Origin of the sequence: Pseudomonas sp. UBA7530 (assembly GCF_002479365.1) — a bacterium.
In the GTDB taxonomy this organism is placed as follows: Bacteria; Pseudomonadota; Gammaproteobacteria; order Pseudomonadales; family Pseudomonadaceae; genus Aquipseudomonas.
Window position 1 is genome coordinate 572,910 of sequence record NZ_DLMS01000011.1, and the last position, 17,392, is coordinate 590,301.

General features: G+C 63.9%; 20 protein-coding genes and 1 other RNA gene. 11 read left to right on the top strand and 10 right to left on the bottom strand.

The window, feature by feature from the left end; all coding sequences use genetic code 11:
* Window positions 1-12: 12 nt before the first annotated feature.
* Window positions 13-798, bottom strand: coding sequence for a transporter substrate-binding domain-containing protein (locus B2U07_RS16610; RefSeq protein WP_017363854.1), 786 nt, complete (start codon window positions 796-798; stop codon window positions 13-15).
* 286 nt (window positions 799-1,084) lie between these two features.
* Here B2U07_RS16610 and B2U07_RS16615 point away from each other — a divergent pair, with 286 nt between their 5' ends.
* The 5 genes from B2U07_RS16615 (at window position 1,085) to B2U07_RS16635 (ending at window position 6,474) form a co-directional block, all read left to right on the top strand.
* A complete protein-coding gene (locus tag B2U07_RS16615) occupies window positions 1,085-1,789 on the top strand; it encodes a FadR/GntR family transcriptional regulator (RefSeq protein ID WP_197859038.1) in 705 nt (234 codons plus the stop codon).
* Window positions 1,790-1,899: 110 nt separating this feature from the next.
* Window positions 1,900-2,226, top strand: a complete 327-nt coding sequence (gene trxA / locus B2U07_RS16620) for a thioredoxin TrxA (RefSeq protein WP_037052882.1) — start codon at window positions 1,900-1,902, stop codon at window positions 2,224-2,226.
* A 232-nt stretch (window positions 2,227-2,458) separates the two neighbouring features.
* Window positions 2,459-3,718 carry a transcription termination factor Rho gene (gene rho, locus B2U07_RS16625; RefSeq protein WP_013713520.1) on the top strand — a complete coding sequence of 420 codons (1,260 nt, stop codon included), beginning with the start codon at window positions 2,459-2,461 and terminating at the stop codon, window positions 3,716-3,718.
* A 321-nt stretch (window positions 3,719-4,039) separates the two neighbouring features.
* Window positions 4,040-5,506, top strand: a complete 1,467-nt coding sequence (ubiD, locus tag B2U07_RS16630) for a 4-hydroxy-3-polyprenylbenzoate decarboxylase (protein ID WP_296277378.1) — start codon at window positions 4,040-4,042, stop codon at window positions 5,504-5,506.
* Window positions 5,506-6,474: a CDP-6-deoxy-delta-3,4-glucoseen reductase gene (locus B2U07_RS16635; protein WP_296271927.1), complete on the top strand. Its 969-nt coding sequence runs from the start codon at window positions 5,506-5,508 to the stop codon at window positions 6,472-6,474. Before ubiD ends, B2U07_RS16635 begins: the two co-directional genes overlap by 1 nt.
* A 45-nt stretch (window positions 6,475-6,519) precedes the next feature.
* Here the strand turns inward: B2U07_RS16635 and B2U07_RS16640 are convergent, their stop codons facing one another.
* From B2U07_RS16640 to B2U07_RS16650, 3 genes are read right to left on the bottom strand one after another with little or no spacing between them, the layout of a single operon-like run.
* Window positions 6,520-7,524, bottom strand: coding sequence for an ArsA family ATPase (locus tag B2U07_RS16640; RefSeq protein ID WP_296271928.1), 1,005 nt, complete (start codon window positions 7,522-7,524; stop codon window positions 6,520-6,522).
* Window positions 7,515-7,784: a cory-CC-star protein gene (locus B2U07_RS16645; RefSeq protein WP_275545644.1), complete on the bottom strand. Its 270-nt coding sequence runs from the start codon at window positions 7,782-7,784 to the stop codon at window positions 7,515-7,517. The genes B2U07_RS16640 and B2U07_RS16645 overlap by 10 nt, the downstream gene beginning before the upstream one ends.
* Window positions 7,781-9,463, bottom strand: coding sequence for a carbon starvation CstA family protein (locus B2U07_RS16650; protein WP_275545643.1), 1,683 nt, complete (start codon window positions 9,461-9,463; stop codon window positions 7,781-7,783). The genes B2U07_RS16645 and B2U07_RS16650 overlap by 4 nt, the downstream gene beginning before the upstream one ends.
* 526 nt (window positions 9,464-9,989) lie before the next feature.
* Between B2U07_RS16650 and B2U07_RS16655 the strand changes: the two genes are divergently transcribed.
* Entirely contained in the window at window positions 9,990-10,148 is a 159-nt protein-coding gene (locus B2U07_RS16655) for a DUF3309 family protein (protein WP_161865703.1), read from the top strand.
* Between the two features lie 107 nt (window positions 10,149-10,255).
* On the opposite strand, the gene B2U07_RS16660 is transcribed toward B2U07_RS16655, so the two are convergent.
* Entirely contained in the window at window positions 10,256-11,236 is a 981-nt protein-coding gene (locus B2U07_RS16660) for an NADPH:quinone oxidoreductase family protein (RefSeq protein ID WP_275545642.1), read from the bottom strand.
* A gap of 155 nt (window positions 11,237-11,391) precedes the next feature.
* On the opposite strand from B2U07_RS16660, the gene B2U07_RS16665 reads away from it, so the two are divergent.
* Window positions 11,392-11,796: a flagellar basal body-associated protein FliL gene (locus B2U07_RS16665; protein ID WP_197859045.1), complete on the top strand. Its 405-nt coding sequence runs from the start codon at window positions 11,392-11,394 to the stop codon at window positions 11,794-11,796.
* A 64-nt stretch (window positions 11,797-11,860) separates the two neighbouring features.
* Here the strand turns inward: B2U07_RS16665 and B2U07_RS16670 are convergent, their stop codons facing one another.
* The gene (locus tag B2U07_RS16670; protein ID WP_275545641.1) at window positions 11,861-12,310 is read right to left on the bottom strand and encodes an EVE domain-containing protein; all 450 of its coding nucleotides are present in this window, start codon (window positions 12,308-12,310) and stop codon (window positions 11,861-11,863) included.
* A 194-nt stretch (window positions 12,311-12,504) separates the two neighbouring features.
* Between B2U07_RS16670 and B2U07_RS16675 the strand changes: the two genes are divergently transcribed.
* Window positions 12,505-12,636: a hypothetical protein gene (locus B2U07_RS16675; RefSeq protein WP_269476145.1), complete on the top strand. Its 132-nt coding sequence runs from the start codon at window positions 12,505-12,507 to the stop codon at window positions 12,634-12,636.
* A gap of 54 nt (window positions 12,637-12,690) precedes the next feature.
* Here B2U07_RS16675 and B2U07_RS16680 read toward each other — a convergent pair whose 3' ends face one another.
* The 4 genes from B2U07_RS16680 to B2U07_RS16695 form a co-directional block, all read right to left on the bottom strand.
* Window positions 12,691-13,287 (bottom strand): 5-formyltetrahydrofolate cyclo-ligase, encoded by a 597-nt coding sequence (locus B2U07_RS16680; RefSeq protein ID WP_275545640.1) that lies wholly within the window; start codon window positions 13,285-13,287, stop codon window positions 12,691-12,693.
* Between the two features lie 49 nt (window positions 13,288-13,336).
* Window positions 13,337-13,515: non-coding RNA, 6S RNA (gene ssrS / locus B2U07_RS16685), on the bottom strand.
* A 67-nt stretch (window positions 13,516-13,582) separates the two neighbouring features.
* Window positions 13,583-13,888: a cell division protein ZapA gene (locus tag B2U07_RS16690; protein WP_197859048.1), complete on the bottom strand. Its 306-nt coding sequence runs from the start codon at window positions 13,886-13,888 to the stop codon at window positions 13,583-13,585.
* Window positions 13,885-14,094 carry a TIGR02449 family protein gene (locus tag B2U07_RS16695; protein WP_197859049.1) on the bottom strand — a complete coding sequence of 70 codons (210 nt, stop codon included), beginning with the start codon at window positions 14,092-14,094 and terminating at the stop codon, window positions 13,885-13,887. Before B2U07_RS16695 ends, B2U07_RS16690 begins: the two co-directional genes overlap by 4 nt.
* A gap of 192 nt (window positions 14,095-14,286) precedes the next feature.
* Here B2U07_RS16695 and B2U07_RS16700 point away from each other — a divergent pair, with 192 nt between their 5' ends.
* Genes B2U07_RS16700 through ubiH form a run of 3 tightly spaced genes read left to right on the top strand, consistent with a single transcriptional unit; the run spans window position 14,287 to window position 17,384 of the window.
* Window positions 14,287-14,841, top strand: coding sequence for a YecA family protein (locus tag B2U07_RS16700; RefSeq protein ID WP_275545639.1), 555 nt, complete (start codon window positions 14,287-14,289; stop codon window positions 14,839-14,841).
* Window positions 14,842-14,860: 19 nt separating this feature from the next.
* Window positions 14,861-16,195 carry a Xaa-Pro aminopeptidase gene (pepP, locus tag B2U07_RS16705; protein ID WP_275545638.1) on the top strand — a complete coding sequence of 445 codons (1,335 nt, stop codon included), beginning with the start codon at window positions 14,861-14,863 and terminating at the stop codon, window positions 16,193-16,195.
* 4 nt (window positions 16,196-16,199) lie between these two features.
* A complete protein-coding gene (ubiH, locus tag B2U07_RS16710) occupies window positions 16,200-17,384 on the top strand; it encodes a 2-octaprenyl-6-methoxyphenyl hydroxylase (protein WP_275545637.1) in 1,185 nt (394 codons plus the stop codon).
* The last annotated feature ends 8 nt before the right edge of the window (window positions 17,385-17,392 follow it).

Below are 17,392 nucleotides of genomic sequence, written 5' to 3' on the forward strand. Positions count from 1 at the left end.
TCCCCGCGCGGCTCAGAGGTCGGCCGGCAGCGGTTGCTTCAGCCACTTCTGGCTCAGTGCCTCGAGGCTGCCATCGGCCTTGGCGTCGGTGATGATGGCGTTGACCTTGTCCCGCAGCGCGGCCTGGTTCTTGTTCACGCCAACGTAAACCGGCGAATCCTTGAGCTTGATCTTCATGTTCGGCACACGCTTGGGGTTCTTCTCGGAGATGGCCACCATCACCACGTTGCCGCTGGCGATCAGCTCGACCTGGCCGGAGAGGTAGGCGGCGATGGTCGAGTTGTTGTCCTCGAAGCGCTTGATGGTGGCGCCTTTCGGCGCGACGTTGCTCAGTTCGATGTCTTCGATGGAGCCGCGGGTGACGCTGATCGTCTTGCCGGCGAGGTCGTCGAGGCTGGCGATGGCGGTGTCTTCCGGGCCGAACACGCCGAGGTAGAACGGCGCGTAGGCCGCGGCGAAATCAATCACCGCCTCACGCTCGGGGTTCTTGCCGAGGCTGGAGATCACCAGATCGACCTTGCCGGTGGTGAGGAAGGGGATGCGGTTGGTGCTGTTGACCGGGGTCAGCTCCAGTTTCACCGCCAGCTTGTCGGCCAGCAGCTGCGCGGTGTCGATATCCAGGCCGCGCGGCTTCATGTCTGGGCCGACCGAGCCGAACGGCGGGAAATCCTGTGGTACGGCGACTTTCAGTACGCCGGCCTTGCCGATGTCCTCCAGTGCATCGGCGTGAACGGTGCTGGCGCCGAAGGCCAGGGCGGCGAAGAGGGTACCCAGCAAGGTGCGGTGAAAGGTGCGCATGTCGAACTCCCGATCGATGAAGGAAAACTCAAGTGTTTTGCTTGGCTCATGCACTGCATCGCCTGTGCCAGGTTCAGGGAATTCAGGGCTCTCATCGCTACAGGCGAGTGACGATAAGGTCTTACTGGTCTGAACAGTTGGCATTGCTGACCAAATGGTCAGAAGCGCTCCTGTGCCATCTCGGTGCGTTCTCTGGTGAGCTGTGCCACAAGGGGGCGTCGCTTGCCTGGAGCGCTATTCAGGCCTTACAAAGGCGGCTTCACTGGACTGACCGGCCCGAACAGCCATGAATGCTTCTGCTCCCCGCGCGGTACCCGAGTACGCCCTGCAGGCGATCCGCCGTCTGATCGAGGAGGAAGGCTATCGTCCTGGCGATGCGTTGCCCTCGCAGCGCGACCTGTCCGAGCGCCTGGGTGTCAGCCGTGCCTCGCTGCGCGAGGCGCTTTCATCGCTCAGTGCTCTGGGCCTGGTCAGCGTGCAGGCCGGCAAGGGCGTATTCGTCCAGCAGGCGCCGAAAGTGGAGGGGGCTGGTGGTTTCGTCTGGCCGTTCGCCGCGCAGGTGTCGGCCGCCGACACCTTTCAGTTGCGCTTCGCTCTGGAGGGATTCGCCTGTGGCCTGGCTGCCGGGGTGATGACCGCCGAGGAGTTGGACATTCTCGAAGACAACGTCGAGCAGATGCGCCGTGAGCTGCGTGCGGGCGATTTCGCCCAGGCGACGCGCCTGGACTTCGAGTTCCACCAGCGCATCCTCGCCGCCAGCGGCAACCAGGCGATGTTCGCCCTGGTGACCTCCAGTGCGGACATTTTCCTGGAAAGCCAGAAGCTGCCGTTCATCCGACCGGAGCGGGCGATGGAAACCTGGCAGGAGCACCGCAAGATTCTCAAGGCCCTGGCCCGGCACGCCGCCGGCCCGGCGCAGAAGGCCATGCAGCAGCATATCCGCGCCGCTGCGCTGCGCACCGGCATCGCATTCGCCACACTTGGCGATTGAGGCGTACATTAGCGGCTATTGAAAGGCTCAATCGTCAGCGCCTTTCGGTGTCACTCAAGCCGGGCTATGATGGCGCCACTTTTTTGCTTCCGAATATACGGAGACTCCTCATGAGCGAATTCATCACCAACGTCAGCGACGCCAGCTTCGACCAGGACGTCATCCAGGCTGAGGGTCCGGTTCTGGTCGACTACTGGGCTGAATGGTGCGGCCCGTGCAAGATGATTGCACCGGTGCTCGACGAGATCGCCAAGGAATACCAAGGCAAACTCAAGGTGTGCAAACTCAACATCGACGAGAATCAGGAAACCCCGCCGAAGTACGGCGTACGCGGTATCCCGACCCTGATGCTGTTCAAGAACGGCAATGTCGAAGCGACCAAGGTCGGCGCACTGTCCAAGTCGCAGCTGGCTGCGTTCCTCGACAGCAACATCTGAGTCGAGTCGCACTGGAGAAGCCCCGCTAAATTGCGGGGTTTTTTCATTTTCGGGGCTAGACGCTGTTTTTTCACGGTGTTAAATTCGGCCTCGCTGCATCCTCCATGCAGCTCTCTGCATGCCGTCGCCGATTCATTCCTATACGAACTCGTTCGCGATCCTGTCGCCTTCTCTGCGGCGCGGCTTCTCAAGCTAACAGCTTTCTTCTCCTCTCGATGATCACGTCATTCCTATGAATCTGACCGAACTCAAGCAAAAGCCGATTGCCGAACTGCTGGACATGGCCGAACAGATGGGCCTGGAAAACATGGCCCGTTCGCGCAAGCAGGACATCATCTTCGCCCTGCTGAAAAAGCATGCCAAAAGCGGCGAGGAAATTTCCGGTGACGGCGTGCTGGAGATCCTCCAGGACGGTTTCGGCTTCCTGCGTAGCGCCGACTCCTCCTACCTGGCGGGCCCTGATGACATTTACGTCTCGCCCAGCCAGATCCGCCGTTTCAACCTGCGTACCGGTGACACCATCGTCGGCAAGATCCGTCCGCCGAAGGAAGGCGAGCGTTACTTCGCCCTGCTCAAGGTCGACAGCATCAACTTCGACCGCCCGGAAAACGCCAAGAACAAGATCCTGTTCGAGAACCTCACGCCGCTGTTCCCGAATCAGCGCCTGACCATGGAGGCCGGCAACGGCTCCACCGAGGACATCACCGGCCGTGTGATCGACCTCTGCGCGCCGATCGGCAAGGGCCAGCGCGGCCTGATCGTCGCCCCGCCGAAAGCGGGCAAGACCATCATGCTGCAGAACATCGCCTCGAACATCACGCGTAACAACCCGGAAGTGCACCTGATCGTTCTGCTGATCGACGAGCGCCCGGAAGAAGTGACCGAGATGCAGCGCACCGTGCGCGGCGAAGTGGTCGCCTCCACCTTCGACGAGCCGCCGACCCGCCACGTGCAGGTCGCCGAAATGGTGATCGAGAAGGCCAAGCGCCTGGTCGAGCACAAAAAGGATGTGGTCATTCTGCTCGACTCCATCACCCGTCTGGCGCGCGCCTACAACACCGTGATCCCGAGCTCCGGCAAGGTGCTCACCGGTGGTGTCGACGCCCACGCCCTGGAAAAGCCGAAGCGCTTCTTCGGCGCCGCGCGTAACATCGAGGAAGGCGGCAGCCTGACCATCCTCGCCACCGCGCTGATCGAAACCGGCTCGAAGATGGACGAGGTGATCTACGAGGAATTCAAGGGCACCGGCAACATGGAGCTGATCCTGGATCGCCGCGTGGCCGAGAAGCGCACCTTCCCAGCGATCAACATCAACAAGTCCGGCACCCGCCGCGAAGAGTTGCTGACCGGTGAGGAAGAGCTGTCGCGCATGTGGATTCTGCGCAAGCTGCTGCACCCGATGGATGAAATCGCGGCGATCGAGTTCCTGATCGACAAGCTGAAAGCGACCAAGACTAACGATGAGTTCTTCCTGTCGATGAAGCGCAAGTAAGACGTTGCGCTGTGCCACAAGGCCGGGGACACCCGTAATGTTGTTCACGTAAGAAAAGGTCGAACGCGATCAGTCCCCTCGCCCCTCCGGGGAGAGGGTTAGGGAGAGGGGAAAGCTGGCAGTTTTGCGGTGTTTCCGGCCCTCTCCCCCAGCCCCTCTCCCATACATGGGAGAGGGGAGCTAAATGCGTACAGCCTTAAGTGAACAGCATTCCGGGAAAACCCGGCCTTGCCGTTTCTGCGGCTTTCAAGCCTTCTGAAAGCCCGACTTCGGCGCTAAACTTTGCGGCCGACTCCTGCCTGTCCGACACGAGGCTCCTGCATGCAGTATCGCGACCTGCGCGACTTCATCCGTGAACTGGAAAAGCGCGGCGAACTCAAGCGCATCCAGACCCCGGTATCGCCCGTTCTGGAAATGACCGAAATCTGCGACCGCACCCTGCGCAAGGGCGGCCCGGCGCTGCTGTTCGAAAAACCAAGCGGCTTCGATGTGCCGGTACTCGGCAACCTGTTCGGCACGCCCAAGCGCGTGGCGCTGGGTATGGGCGCCGAGGATGTGTCCGAGCTGCGCGAAATCGGCAAGCTGCTGGCCTTTCTCAAGGAGCCCGAGCCGCCAAAGGGCCTCAAGGACGCCTGGAGCAAGCTGCCGATCTTCAAGAAGGTCATTTCCATGGCGCCCAAGGTGGTCAAGGACGCACCCTGCCATGAAGTGATCGAGGAGGGCGACGACGTCGACCTCGGCAAACTGCCTATTCAGCACTGCTGGCCGGGCGACGTGGCGCCGTTGATCACCTGGGGCCTGACCATCACCAAGGGCCCGAACAAGGAGCGGCAGAACCTCGGCATCTACCGCCAGCAGGTGATCGGCCGCAACAAGGTGATCATGCGCTGGCTCAGCCATCGCGGCGGCGCGCTGGATTACCGTGAGTGGTGCCAGAAGCATCCGGACAAGCCTTACCCGGTGTGCGTCGCACTGGGCGCCGACCCAGCGACCATTCTCGGCGCTGTGACGCCAGTGCCCGATACCCTCTCCGAATACGCCTTCGCCGGTCTGCTGCGTGGTCATCGCACCGAGCTGATCAAGGCGCGTGGCAGCGACTTGCAGGTGCCGGCCAGTGCCGAGATAGTCCTCGAAGGCGTGATCCATCCGGGCGAGACCGCGCCGGAAGGCCCCTACGGCGACCACACCGGCTACTACAACGAGGTCGACACCTTCCCGGTGTTCACCGTCGAGCGCATCACCCGGCGTCGCGACCCGATCTATCACAGCACCTACACCGGCCGCCCGCCGGATGAGCCGGCGATCCTCGGTGTGGCGCTGAACGAAGTGTTCGTGCCGATCCTGCAGAAGCAGTTTCCGGAGATCACCGACTTTTACCTGCCGCCGGAAGGCTGCTCCTACCGCATGGCGGTGGTGACCATGAAGAAGCAGTACCCGGGCCACGCCAAGCGCGTAATGCTCGGTGTGTGGTCGTTCCTGCGACAGTTCATGTACACCAAGTTCGTTATCGTCACCGACGACGATATCAACGCACGGGACTGGAATGACGTGATCTGGGCGATTACCACGCGCATGGACCCCAAGCGCGACACGGTGATGATCGACAACACGCCGATCGACTACCTCGACTTCGCCTCGCCGATCTCCGGCCTGGGTTCGAAGATGGGCCTGGACGCCACCCACAAGTGGCCGGGCGAGACCACGCGCGAGTGGGGCCGCGCCATCGAGAAGGACCCGGCCGTGGTGGCGCGCGTCGACGCGCTGTGGAGCGAGCTGGGAATCGATTGATGAACGTCACCCTGCAACCCTCCGGCATCACCCTTGCCCTGCAGCCGGGCGAGCGCATCCTCGATGGCGCCCGCCGTCTGGGCTACGACTGCCCGCAAAGCTGCCGCAATGGCAATTGCCATATCTGCGCCGCCTTGCTGGTGGAGGGACGGGTGCGGCAGAACGAGGTGGAACTGGATCATGGCGAGCTGTTCACCTGCCTCGCCGAACCGCTGGAAGATTGCGTGCTGCACTGGGATGGCGTGTTGGCGCCGGGTGAACTGCCGGTGCGCGAGCTGAGCTGCCAGGTGATCGAATGCCTGGACGTAGGCGGCGACGTATTCCGCGTGCGCCTGCGTACGCCTGCGGGCAAGGCGCCTCGCTACCATGCCGGGCAGTACCTGCTGCTGCAGCGCCCGGATGGCGAGATGGCGGCCTTTTCCCTGGCCTCGGCGCCGCACGCCGGGCGTGAGCTGGAGCTGCATATCCTCGCCCGCGAGGGCAGCAGCGTCGCCCTGCTGGAGCACCTGCGTGGTGCAGGCATCGCTCGTGTGCAGATGCCTTACGGCGATACCCACCTCGCCGATCTGCCCGATGGTCCGCTGGTGCTGATCGCCGCCGGTACCGGCATGGGTCAAATGCACAGTCTGATCGAACACTGCCGCGCCGCCGGTTTCGCCCACCCGGTACACCTGTACTGGGGTGCACGTCGGCCCGAAGACTTCTATGAACTACCGCATTGGGCCGAGTGGCAGCAGCTGGACAACCTGCACCTGCACCAGGTGGTCAGCGACCAGTGTGGCTGGCAGGGCCGTTGCGGCCTGCTGCACGAAGCGGTGCGCGAAGACTTCCCCAACCTCAAGTCCCTGCACGTCTATGCCAGTGGCTCGCCGTCGATGGTCTACGCCACGCTCGATGCGCTGGTCGAAACCGGGATGGACGCCCACCAGATGCGCGCTGACGTGTTCGCCTACGCGCCGCGAGGCTGAATGAAAAAGCCGCCCTCGGGCGGCTTTTTCATATCGATCCGACGCTTATCCTGTGGCGGGATCGGCCAGCCGCTCGGCAAAGGCTTGCAGCGCTGGTAGCCCCTGCACATCGGCCGCCAGTAGCGGAAGTTGCTGCACCGGCAGATGGTCCAGGGCCTGGCGCAACTCGTCCAGGTAGCGTTCCTCCTGCTCACGGCGCTCGGCCAGAAAGGCACCGGCATCGGCTGGCGAGCGCTTGTTGATCACTAGGCCTGCGACGGTCACCCCGCTGCGCTGCAACTGCCCGTGCAGTTCGATGCTCTCCAGCACCGGCAGGCGCTCGGCCGCCAGCACGATGACGAAGGCGCAGCGTTCGGCATCGCCAAGCACTTCGCGCAACTGGCTGAAACGATGTCGACGGCGATCCAGCAGTCGGCGTACCTGGCTGTCGCGATCATCCGGGGAGTCGCCCGGCTCGCGGCCCAGCAGCGACTCGCCAAAGCCGCGGTCGTCGCCACCCAGGTTGCGCAGCACCGCACCAAAGCCGGCACTGCGCTCACGGCGGCGCATCAGACCTTCGGTCCAGGCTGACATCATCTCCGGCAGCGCCATCAGGCGCGCGGTATGCCCCGAAGGGGCGGTGTCGAAGACCACCAGGTCGTAGTCGTGCAGGCCGCTGTCGACCGTTTCGGCGATGCGCTCCAGCAACGCAGCCTCGTGCATGCCCGGCGCGTCGCGCGACAGGCTCATGTGCTTGTCCACTTCTCCAGCCAGGTGCGCGGGCATCAGCTTGCGCAGCGCGGCGCCCACCTCGTTCAGGTGCTGTTCGACACTGGCCTGCGGGTCCAGCTCCATGCCATCGAGACCGTCGACCAGCGCCACTGGGCGCGGGCCGACTGGTTGGCCCCACAGGTGGCCCAGGTTGTGCGCGGGGTCGGTGGACACCAGCAGCACGCGGCGTCCACTGCGTGCCTGGGCCAGTGCGGTCGCCGCCGATACGGTGGTCTTGCCGACGCCGCCCTTGCCGCCGATGAACAGCACGCGGCGTTTTTCAGCCAGTTCTAGCAGCATCCGATGTGATCCAGTGGTGAGCGCTCCATGCCCATGCGTCGATGCCACTCGTGAAAGCGCTCGTACAGCACCGGCATCAGCTCCAGGGTGTAATAGGCCGCCGGATTGGGTACGCCGAGGGTTTCGCTGAACACCAGCAGCATGAACAGATCGTCCTCGTCGCGCCGGGCACGGGCGAAGGTTCGCCGGTACGGCGCGACGTAGAATTCGCGCAGCCCGGCGGATACCCGTTGCAGCAATGGCGCCTGGCGCTCGCTCACTCGCGCGCCTCGCCTTGCGCGTCAGCCTCGACCGGGTCGCGGCCCTGGCGCATGGCGATGAACGATTCCAGGGTCACCCACAGCGCGGCGATCAGGATCACCACGTCCATGCCCAGCAGCAGCCAGTTTTCGGCGCGGTAGAACTGGCCCATCTGCACCAGCAGGGCGAAGATCGACATCGCCAGCAGGAACACCAGCGGCACCAGGGTGTAGATCGCCGGGCGGCCCTTCTTGATCAGGATCACGGTGATGATCGCCAGAGTCAGGCCGGCCAACAGCTGGTTGGTGGTGCCGAACAGCGGCCAGATGATCATGCCACCGCTGCCATCGGCGCCGGCGCCGAAGGCCAGGGTCATGCACACGCCCACGGCCAGCACGGTACCGACCAGGGTGTTGACCTTGATTCCGGCCAGCTCGCCGGCTTCCTGGATGACGAAGCGCTGCAGGCGCAGGCCGGTATCCATGGTGGTGCCGGCGAACAGGATGGCCATCACCGCCAGGATGGTCGCGCCGAGATCCGCCGGCAGGCCCAGGCCGTTGGCCAGCAGGCTACCGCCGCCGGCCACGAAGGCGTTGACGCCGCCGGTGCCGAATGCGGTGTACACCGCCTGCCAGTCCACCAGGGTGGCGAAGCCGGCGGTGCAGCAGATGATCGCTGCCAGCGACAGCATGCCTTCGCCTACTGCACCGAAGTAGCCAACGAAGCGCGCGTCGGTTTCCTTGTCCAGCTGCTTGGAGGTGGTACCCGAGGCGACCAGACCGTGGAAGCCAGAGATGGCGCCACAGGCGATGGTCACGAACAGCAGCGGCACGATGCTCGGGGTGTTGGCCGGCAGTGCATCGTTGAACGCGGGGGCGACGATTTCCGGTGCGCCGAACAGCACCGCCGTGTACAGCAGGCCGAGGCCGACGAACAGCTGCAGGCCGTTGATGTAGTCGCGCGGCTGCAGCAGCACCCATACCGGCAGCAGCGAGGCGATGGCCGCGTAGGCGAACAGCAGCAGGATCCACACCGACTTGGCCGACAGGCCCAGCACGGTTTCCGGCAGCACCACCGGCACCGCGTTACCCAGCAGGATCAGCGCATAGAGCACTGCCACGCCAATGATCGACGGCCACAGCAGACCGACCTTGTAGCGATAGATCGCCTGGCCGATGAGCAGTGCCACGATGATCGCGCCCCATACCGGGATCACCGAGGTCGGCGTCGACACCAGCAGGTTGGAGATGACCGCAGCGAAGGCGCCATTGACCATCAGCAGCACCAGGAAGATCACTACCAGGAACAGGCTGCGTCCGCGTGCGCCGATCAGCTTCCCGCTGAGCATGCCGATCGACTGGCCGCGATTGCGCGCGCTGGCCCACAGGGCGCCGAAGTCATGTACGCCGGCGAAGAAGATGGTGCCCAGCGTCACCCACAGGAAGGCCGGCACCCAGCCCCAGATCACGGCGATCGCCGGCCCGACGATGGGCGCAGCGCCCGCCACCGAGGTGAAGTGATGGCCCCACAGCACGAAGCGATTGGTCGGCACGTAGTCGACCCCATCGCCCATGGTATGGGCTGGCGTGCGGTAGTTGGGATCGAGGCGGTAGATCCGCTCGGCGATGAACTTCGAGTAGAACAGATAGCCCAGCGACATGGCGCTCAGACCGACCAGCATCAGCAGGATAGAACTCATCGTTGCGTTCCTTCGACTGCGCCCCGCTTTCGGGCATGCGCGCATGCCAGCCGCGGAATCTGGCCCGCGCGTCAGAGCAGGCAGGGCGTCATTTTTTATCAAGCGGCCCCAGGCCGCACGCACGCTCAACGGCGCAGCCCGAACTTACCGGCACAAGCCGCTGGGGTAAACCCTGAATTGCCCGCCAGGGCGCTGACGGCGCAGCGAAGGACGCTAATGGCATGACCATACCCAAGCGTTTCGTGAACGGTATCGGCTGATGGCGGCTTGGCTCATGGCGCTGCGCATATCCATCGCGCGCCGCTGCAAAGCAGGCCTGCCCGGCGCTCGCTGATGCAAAAGTTGGCACTTTCCGCTGCGCTGCCTGGTCGTAAAAGGTGAGGGAAGGGCAATGTGCCGAAGGCACCGCCAGACGCCAGCTTCACCGCAGCGTCATGCCCTGCATCCGAACGGCAGCCTGAACCGGGTAGCCGTTTCCAGGCGTGCCGCGTCATGTGGTCCGCCATCGACATGCGAGGAGATCGTCATGGGCTTGGGAACCATACTGCTGATCATTCTGATCCTGTTGCTGATCGGTGCCATTCCGGCGTGGCCGCATAGCCGCAGCTGGGGCTACGGGCCTACCGGAGGTCTGGGGCTGGTGCTGGTGATCGTACTGGTACTGCTACTGCTGGGTTACATATAAGCCTGCGTCGGCGACGCGGGCGCTGAACCGTCAGCGATCCGTGGTCACTGACGGTGAGCGTCTGGGCGGCAGCTTTGCAGTTCGTTGTGCCAGCCGCCCCACGTGCCTCAACGAACCTGCACCACCACCTTGCCCACGGCCTTGCGTTGACCAAGGGCATCGATCGCCTCGCCACCACGCTCCAGCGGGAAGGTCTGTGATACCAGCGGCTTGAGTTTGCCTTCGGCATGCCAGGCGAACAGTTGCTGGAAGTTGTCGGCGTTGTCCTGCGGCTGGCGCTGGGCGAACGAGCCCCAGAACACGCCGACCAGGGAGGCGCCCTTGAGCAGCGGCAGATTGGCCGGCAGGGCCGGGATGCCGCCGCCGGCAGCGAACCCCACCACCAGGAAGCGACCATTCCAGGCGATGCTGCGGAAGGCTTCTTCGAACAGCGCGCCCCCAACCGGATCGTAGATCACGTCCACGCCCTGGCCACCGGTAAGCTTCTTCACTTCGTCCTTAAGGCTCTGCTCGCTGTAGTTGATCAGCTCGTCGGCGCCGGCATTGCGCGCGACTTCCAGCTTCTCGGCGCTACTCGCAGCGGCGATCACCTTCGCGCCCATGGCCTTACCGATTTCCACTGCAGCGAGGCCGACGCCACCGGAGGCGCCGAGCACCAGCAAGGTTTCACCCGGTTGCAGATTGGCCCGCTGTTTTAGGGCGTGCATCGAGGTGCCATAGGTCATGCCAAAGGCCGCTGCTGTGGTCAGGTCCATGCTCTTGGGCACCGGCAGCACGTTGTAGGCCGGCACCGCGACCTCTTCGGCGAAGCCGCCCCAGCCGGTCAGTGCCATGACCCGGTCACCGGCGCGCAGGTGGCTGACCTTCTCGCCGACGGCCTTGACCACGCCCGCTACCTCACCACCCGGCGAGAAAGGGAAGGGCGGTTTGAACTGGTACTTGCCTTCGATGATCAGCGTGTCGGGGAAGTTGACCCCGGCAGCCTGCACCTCTATCAGCACCTCGTTCTTTTTCAGTTCGGGGCTTGGCAGGTCTTCCAGTACCAGGGTGTCGGCGGGGCCGAAGGCTTTGCACAGCAGGGCTTTCATGCAGGTCATTCCTCTTGCAGGGTGCCTTGCAGTGTAGAAAGCGCCCGCCGAGGGTCAACGAGCATGCCGCAGCCTGATAGGCCGGCATAAGCGCCGGGCTTGGGTGCAGGCCTGTGGATGGCTATGCTAGGCACATCCCCGATGGAGTGCCGAACGTGAAACTGTTGACCGCCCTGCTGCTGAGCCTGTCGATCTGTCTGCCTGCCCTGGCCTCTTCGGAGAAGAAAGAAGAGGCGCCGACGACGCTCTACTACAACCTGACGCCAGCCTTGATCGGCAATCTGGCCGACCAGGGCAACCGCCTCAAGTTTTTCAAGGCCGATGTGTCGCTGCGCGTGACCGGCACCGAGGCCGAGGAGAAGCTCAAACAGCATGAGCCGCTTATCCGTCATCAGATGGTGATGCTGTTCTCGGCGCAAACCAGCGAGACCATCAACGCGCCCGATGGCCGCGAGACCCTGCGTCAGCAGGCACTCAAGCAGGTGCAGGATGCGATCAATGGCGAAGAAGGCAAGCCCATCGTCGAGGATCTGCTGTTCAACAACCTGATCATTCAGTAGCCAGGCGCTTCGGCACCGATCCGGTGCCGGCAGTCGGCGCAAGCAGCATGTCCCGCATCGCTGTTCAACGCATGGCGAGAATCGCCTTCCATTCGGCTTCGCCAACCGGCATCACCGACAGGCGACTGCCGCGTTGCACCAGGGCCAGGTCGGCCAGCAGCGGGTTGTTCTTCAGGTGCTGCAGCGCCAGCACCTCGTCGAAAGCTTCGACGAGTTCCACGTCCAGGGCGCTCCAGGGATTCTTCTCGGCACTGGCCTTGGGGTCGTGATAGTGGCTTTGCGGGTCCAGCGCGGTTGGGTCCGGGTAGACCTCGCCGGCAATGCGCGCGATGCCGGCAATGCCCGGTTGCGGGCAACTGGAGTGGTAGAAGAAGAACAGATCGCCCGGTTTCATCGCGCGCATGAAGTTGCGCGCCTGGTAATTGCGCACGCCGTCCCAGCGGGTTTTGCCCAGGCGTTGCAGGTCGAGAATGGACAATTCATCGGGTTCGGACTTCATCAGCCAATGAGGCATGAACTTTGCTCCTGCAGGTCTGTCCGTAGGCGGACGCTCGTTTGAGAGAAGTCTCCGACGGCCGGTTGGCGTCGGAAATTGCACCGCGACTTGCGCTGGCGGAAAATGCTCGGCTAAACGCCTGGCGCCGTCATGTTGCATACAACAATAACGCGCGACCAACGCGCGCATTGCCTTGAAGGGGGAGGCAATAAATGAAACGCAAGCCAGATCTTTTGTGGGTTCTCGTCGTACTGTTCAGCCTGGGCGTGGTTACCACGGGTTACACCCAGAGCCTGTGGGAGCGCCAGAGCGAAGCTTCCATCAATGTAACGCAGCAGCCCTGATTCGCGGACTGCCAGCGTAAGCGCCGCAGGGAATGCGGCGCCGCATCGCTCGAATCAATACCACGCCCTGTCCGTCACCGTTGCCTGCAAGGGCACATCCCAACTGGCCATCGCCAGTTCGTCCACTCGCTGACATTCATGCGCCAAGCCCAATAGCGTCGGCATGTGCCAATTTTTGCGCCTGTGCAGATAGGCCAGGCTGCGGTCGTAGAAGCCGCCGCCCATGCCCAGGCGCCCGCCGCGATCATCGAAGCCCACCAGCGGCAGCAGCACCAGGTCCAGTGCCCAGACCTTGCGCTGGCGTTTCGCTTGCGGGCGCGGTTCGAGGATACGGAAGCGGTTGCCCGACAGTTTCTCGTGCCGGCTCACGTGCTGGAACACCATCTTGGTGCGTGGCCAGGCGCTGAGTACCGGCAGGTAGGTGCGTTTGCCACGTTTCTGTGCGGCAGCCAGCAGCGGCCTGGGATCAATTTCGCCGTCATTGGGCAGATACAGGGCGATATGCCGGGCGCGGCGAAACTGCGGGCTCTGCACCAATTGGCGATACAGGCTGCGTGCGGCAGTGCGTTGCTGGCTGCGGCTGAGTGCGCGACGGCGCTGGCGCAGCACGCGACGAAGTTGCGGGCGGCTGAGTGGCGCGGACATGGTCATGGGATAAGGATGGAGCGAGACAGGTAGCTGCAGCTACCGGGGGAAATGATGACTTCCCAGCGTGCCGCTGTCGGTTTAGCCCTTGAACCCGAAAGTTCAAGGTGGAGGTTGCAGGAGGCGTTAAGGCTTTCCGTCAGGCGGACATGCACACCGGCCCCAACGTGCAACCCCCGTGGTTGTGCGTATCGGCTCAGGGACATCACCGACTGGCGCACACCCCAGGAAGTTGCGCCCAGTATACCCGAATAGACGGCTTGCGGGGCGGCCTGCGACGAACAGGCGGACATGCCGGAGCTCAGGACGCCGAGTCGTCGGTCAGCGCCTGGTCGACGCGGTCGAGCAGGTCGCGCACCTGCTGGCGGGTGGAACTGGCGTCCTGATCCAGGCGCTGCTGTTTGTGCAGCAGGTCGTGGGTGATGTTCAGCGCGGCCATCACGGCCACGCGGTCGGCACCGATCACCTTGCCGCTGGTGCGGATCTCGCGCATCTTGCCGTCCAGGTAGCGGGCGGCGCTTTCCAGGTTGGCGCGTTCATCCTGCGGGCAGGCGATGCAATATTCTTTGTCCAGAATGTGGACGGTTACGGTGTTCGACTGGGTCATGAGTCCTGCTCCAGGGCTTTGAGGCGCGAAATCATCGATTCGACCTTGTGCCGGGCCATTTCGTTCTTTTCGATCAGATGGGCGCGTTCCTCGCGCCAGGCCTGTTCATTCGCCAGCAGGAGTCGGTTGTGAGCCTTCAGCTGCTCGACACGCTGGATCAGCAACTCCAGCTTGGCGGTCAATGCGTGCAGTTCGGCGTCTTCCATGGGCTCTCGCTATGGGGAGGGAATGGCTGGACTATATAGGCCTGTCCCGGTTTCGGGTCAAACCCAGATGGCAGTGGTGTGATGCAGATGACGGCATCACCCCGGCGGCCTCGGATGGTCTTGGCGCGCCTGCCGGTGCTAGGATACGAGGCCTCCATTCTAGAGATTGCGCCGTCTGGCGCCTAGCTATCTATGTCGATTCCAAGCTCTCCCTACGCCGCCTTCGCCGCTTTGTTGAACAGCGCCGGGCATTCCGTTTCCCCAGCCGAACTGCACGGCCTGCTGCTCGGTCGCAGTTGCGCGGGTGCCGGCTTCGACGCCGATGCCTGGCTGGTCGACGCCACCGAGCTGCTCGGCGACGAGCCGCAGGACAACGTGCGCCAGGCGCTGATCGGTCTGCAGGAAATGGTCAAGGGTGAGCTGTGCAGCGAGGACGTCACCGTGGTCCTGCTGTTGCCGGATGACGATACCCCGCTGGCGCAGCGCGCAGCCGCTCTGGGGCAGTGGTGTCAGGGCTTTCTCGGCGGCTTCGGCCTGACGGCCCGCGATGGCGCACTGAGCGCCGAGGCCATGGAAGTGTTGCAGGATCTCTCCGCCATCGCCCAGGTGCAGAGCGCCCTGGAAGAATCCGAAGATGGCGAGAGCGATTACATGGAGGTGATGGAGTACCTGCGTGTGGCGCCCCTGCTGCTGTTCGCCGAATGCGCCAAGCCCGAGGCGCCTGCCGCCAAACCCTCCCTGCACTGATTGTCCGCCGGAGCCTGCCTTGATCAGCATCCCCAAGTCCGAATATGCCCGTCGGCGCAAGGCGCTGATGGCGCAGATGGAACCCAACAGCATCGCCATCCTGCCGGCGGCGCCGATGTACATCCGCAACCGCGACGTGGAGCACGTCTACCGCCAGGACAGCGACTTCCAGTACCTCACCGGCTTCCCCGAGCCGGAGGCGGTGATGGCGCTGATCCCCGGGCGTGAGCATGGCGAGTACGTGCTGTTCTGCCGCGAGCGTGATCCCGAGCGAGAGCTGTGGGACGGCTTGCGCGCCGGCCAGGACGGTGCGATCAGCAAGTTCGGCGCCGACGATGCGTTCCCCATTGGCGATATCGACGACATTCTCCCCGGGCTGATCGAAGGCCGCGAACGCGTCTACTACGCCATCGGCTTCAATCAGGAGTTCGACCATCGGCTGATGGAGTGGGTCAAGCACATCCGCGCCAAGGCGCGTCAGGGCGCCACGCCGCCGAACGAGTTCGTCGCCCTCGATCATCTGCTGCACGACATGCGCCTGTACAAATCGGCCGCCGAGGTGAAGGTGATGAAGGAGGCCGCCGAGATCAGTGCGCGCGCCCATGTGCGGGCCATGCAGGCAAGCCGTGCCGGTCTGTACGAATACCATCTGGAAGCCGAGCTGGATTACGAATTCCGCAAGGGCGGGGCGAAGATGCCGGCCTACGGCAGCATCGTCGCCGCCGGCAGGAACGCCTGCATCCTGCACTACCGCGAGAACGATGCGCCGCTCAAGGACGGCGATCTGGTACTGATCGACGCCGGCTGCGAGATCGACTGCTACGCCAGCGACATCACCCGTACCTTCCCCGTCAGCGGCAAGTTCTCCCCCGAGCAGAAGGCGATCTACGAGCTGGTGTTGGCCTCGCAGGAGGCGGCCTTCAAGGAGATCGCTCCGGGCAAACACTGGAACGAAGCCCACGAGGCCACCGTGCGCGTGATCACCGCCGGGCTGGTGGAGCTGGGGCTGCTAAGCGGCGATGTCGACGAGCTGATCGCCAGTGAGGCCTACAAGCCTTTCTATATGCACCGCGCCGGCCACTGGCTGGGCATGGATGTGCACGATGTCGGCGACTACAAGGTTGGCGGTGAATGGCGAGTGCTGGAGCCGGGCATGGCGATGACCGTCGAGCCGGGCATCTATATCGCCGCCGACAACGACAAGGTCGCCAAGAAATGGCGCGGCATCGGCGTGCGCATCGAGGATGACGTGGTGGTGACCAAAAAGGGCTGCGAGATTCTCACCGGCGGCGTGCCCAAGACCGTCGCCGAGATCGAGGCACTGATGGCTGCCGCGCGCACCGAGGCGGCCTGAGCCCATGTCCCGTGTGAACCTGGCGATCATCGGTGGTGGTCTGGTGGGCGCCAGCCTGGCGCTGGCCCTGCAGGACACTGCGCGTCAGCGCGGCTGGCGCATCGCCCTGATCGAGCCCTTCGCCCCGGGCAGCGAATACCAGCCCAGCTATGATGCCCGCTCCACCGCGCTCTCCTACGGCAGCCGGCTGATCTACGAGCGCCTCGGCCTGTGGCAGAGCATCGCTCAGCGGGCCGAGCCGATTCAGCAGATTCATGTGTCCGACCGCGGCCGCTTCGGCGCCACGCGTCTGCAGGCCATCGAGGAAGGCGTCCCGGCGCTCGGCTACGTGGTGGAGAACGCCTGGATCGGCCATTGCCTGTGGCAGGCGCTGGATCAGGATGTGATCGAATGGCGTTGCCCGGCCGAAGTGGTCGGCATGCAGCGTCTCGATGACGGTTACCGCCTGACCCTGAACGATGAAACCTGCCTTGACTGCGATCTGGCGATTCTTGCCGATGGCGGGCGTTCCGGCTTGCGTGAGCAGCTCGGTATCGGCGTTAGCATCAAGCCCTACGGGCAGAGTGCGCTGATCGCCAACGTCAGCCCGCTGGAGGCGCATCGCGGTCAGGCTTTCGAGCGTTTCACCGATGACGGCCCGATGGCCATGCTGCCGTTGGAAGGCAATCGTTGCGCATTGGTCTGGACGCGTACCAACGCCGATGCCGAGCGCTTGCTGCGGGTCAGCGAAACAGACTTTCTCGGGGAATTGCAGCAGGCCTTCGGTTACCGACTGGGCGCCTTGCAGCAGGTCGGCGCGCGGCATCTTTATCCGCTCAATCTGGTCGAGGCGCAGGAGCAGGTGCGGGCGCATCTGGTGGTGCTGGGCAATGCCGCGCACAGCCTGCACCCCATCGCCGGCCAGGGTTACAACCTGTCGCTGCGCGATACGCTGGCGCTGGCTGAAGTGCTGATCGGCAGCGAAGCGCCACTGGGTGATTTCGCCACGCTGCAGCGCTACCGGCAGCGCCAGCAGCTCGATCAACAAATGACCGTCGGCTTCTCGGACCAGGTAACGCGTCTGTTCAGCAACGCGCAACCACTGCTGACCGCAGGTCGCAACCTCGGCTTGCTGGGCCTAGACCTGCTGCCGCCGGCCAAGCGCTGGTTCGCTCGCCAGGCCATGGGCATGGGAACCCGCAGCCTGTGACAGCCAGG

Bases quoted from the DNA above. Each gene is read 5' to 3' on its own strand.
- B2U07_RS16610 (WP_017363854.1), bottom strand. From the start codon at position 798: ATGCGCACCTTTCACCGCACCTTGCTGGGTACCCTCTTCGCCGCCCTG.
- B2U07_RS16615 (WP_197859038.1), top strand. From the start codon at position 1,085: ATGAATGCTTCTGCTCCCCGCGCGGTACCCGAGTACGCCCTGCAGGCG.
- trxA (WP_037052882.1), top strand. From the start codon at position 1,900: ATGAGCGAATTCATCACCAACGTCAGCGACGCCAGCTTCGACCAGGAC.
- rho (WP_013713520.1), top strand. From the start codon at position 2,459: ATGAATCTGACCGAACTCAAGCAAAAGCCGATTGCCGAACTGCTGGAC.
- ubiD (WP_296277378.1), top strand. From the start codon at position 4,040: ATGCAGTATCGCGACCTGCGCGACTTCATCCGTGAACTGGAAAAGCGC.
- B2U07_RS16635 (WP_296271927.1), top strand. From the start codon at position 5,506: ATGAACGTCACCCTGCAACCCTCCGGCATCACCCTTGCCCTGCAGCCG.
- B2U07_RS16640 (WP_296271928.1), bottom strand. From the start codon at position 7,524: ATGCTGCTAGAACTGGCTGAAAAACGCCGCGTGCTGTTCATCGGCGGC.
- B2U07_RS16650 (WP_275545643.1), bottom strand. From the start codon at position 9,463: ATGAGTTCTATCCTGCTGATGCTGGTCGGTCTGAGCGCCATGTCGCTG.
- B2U07_RS16655 (WP_161865703.1), top strand. From the start codon at position 9,990: ATGGGCTTGGGAACCATACTGCTGATCATTCTGATCCTGTTGCTGATC.
- B2U07_RS16660 (WP_275545642.1), bottom strand. From the start codon at position 11,236: ATGAAAGCCCTGCTGTGCAAAGCCTTCGGCCCCGCCGACACCCTGGTA.
- B2U07_RS16670 (WP_275545641.1), bottom strand. From the start codon at position 12,310: ATGCCTCATTGGCTGATGAAGTCCGAACCCGATGAATTGTCCATTCTC.
- B2U07_RS16675 (WP_269476145.1), top strand. From the start codon at position 12,505: ATGAAACGCAAGCCAGATCTTTTGTGGGTTCTCGTCGTACTGTTCAGC.
- B2U07_RS16680 (WP_275545640.1), bottom strand. From the start codon at position 13,287: ATGACCATGTCCGCGCCACTCAGCCGCCCGCAACTTCGTCGCGTGCTG.
- B2U07_RS16690 (WP_197859048.1), bottom strand. From the start codon at position 13,888: ATGACCCAGTCGAACACCGTAACCGTCCACATTCTGGACAAAGAATAT.
- B2U07_RS16695 (WP_197859049.1), bottom strand. From the start codon at position 14,094: ATGGAAGACGCCGAACTGCACGCATTGACCGCCAAGCTGGAGTTGCTG.
- B2U07_RS16700 (WP_275545639.1), top strand. From the start codon at position 14,287: ATGTCGATTCCAAGCTCTCCCTACGCCGCCTTCGCCGCTTTGTTGAAC.
- ubiH (WP_275545637.1), top strand. From the start codon at position 16,200: ATGTCCCGTGTGAACCTGGCGATCATCGGTGGTGGTCTGGTGGGCGCC.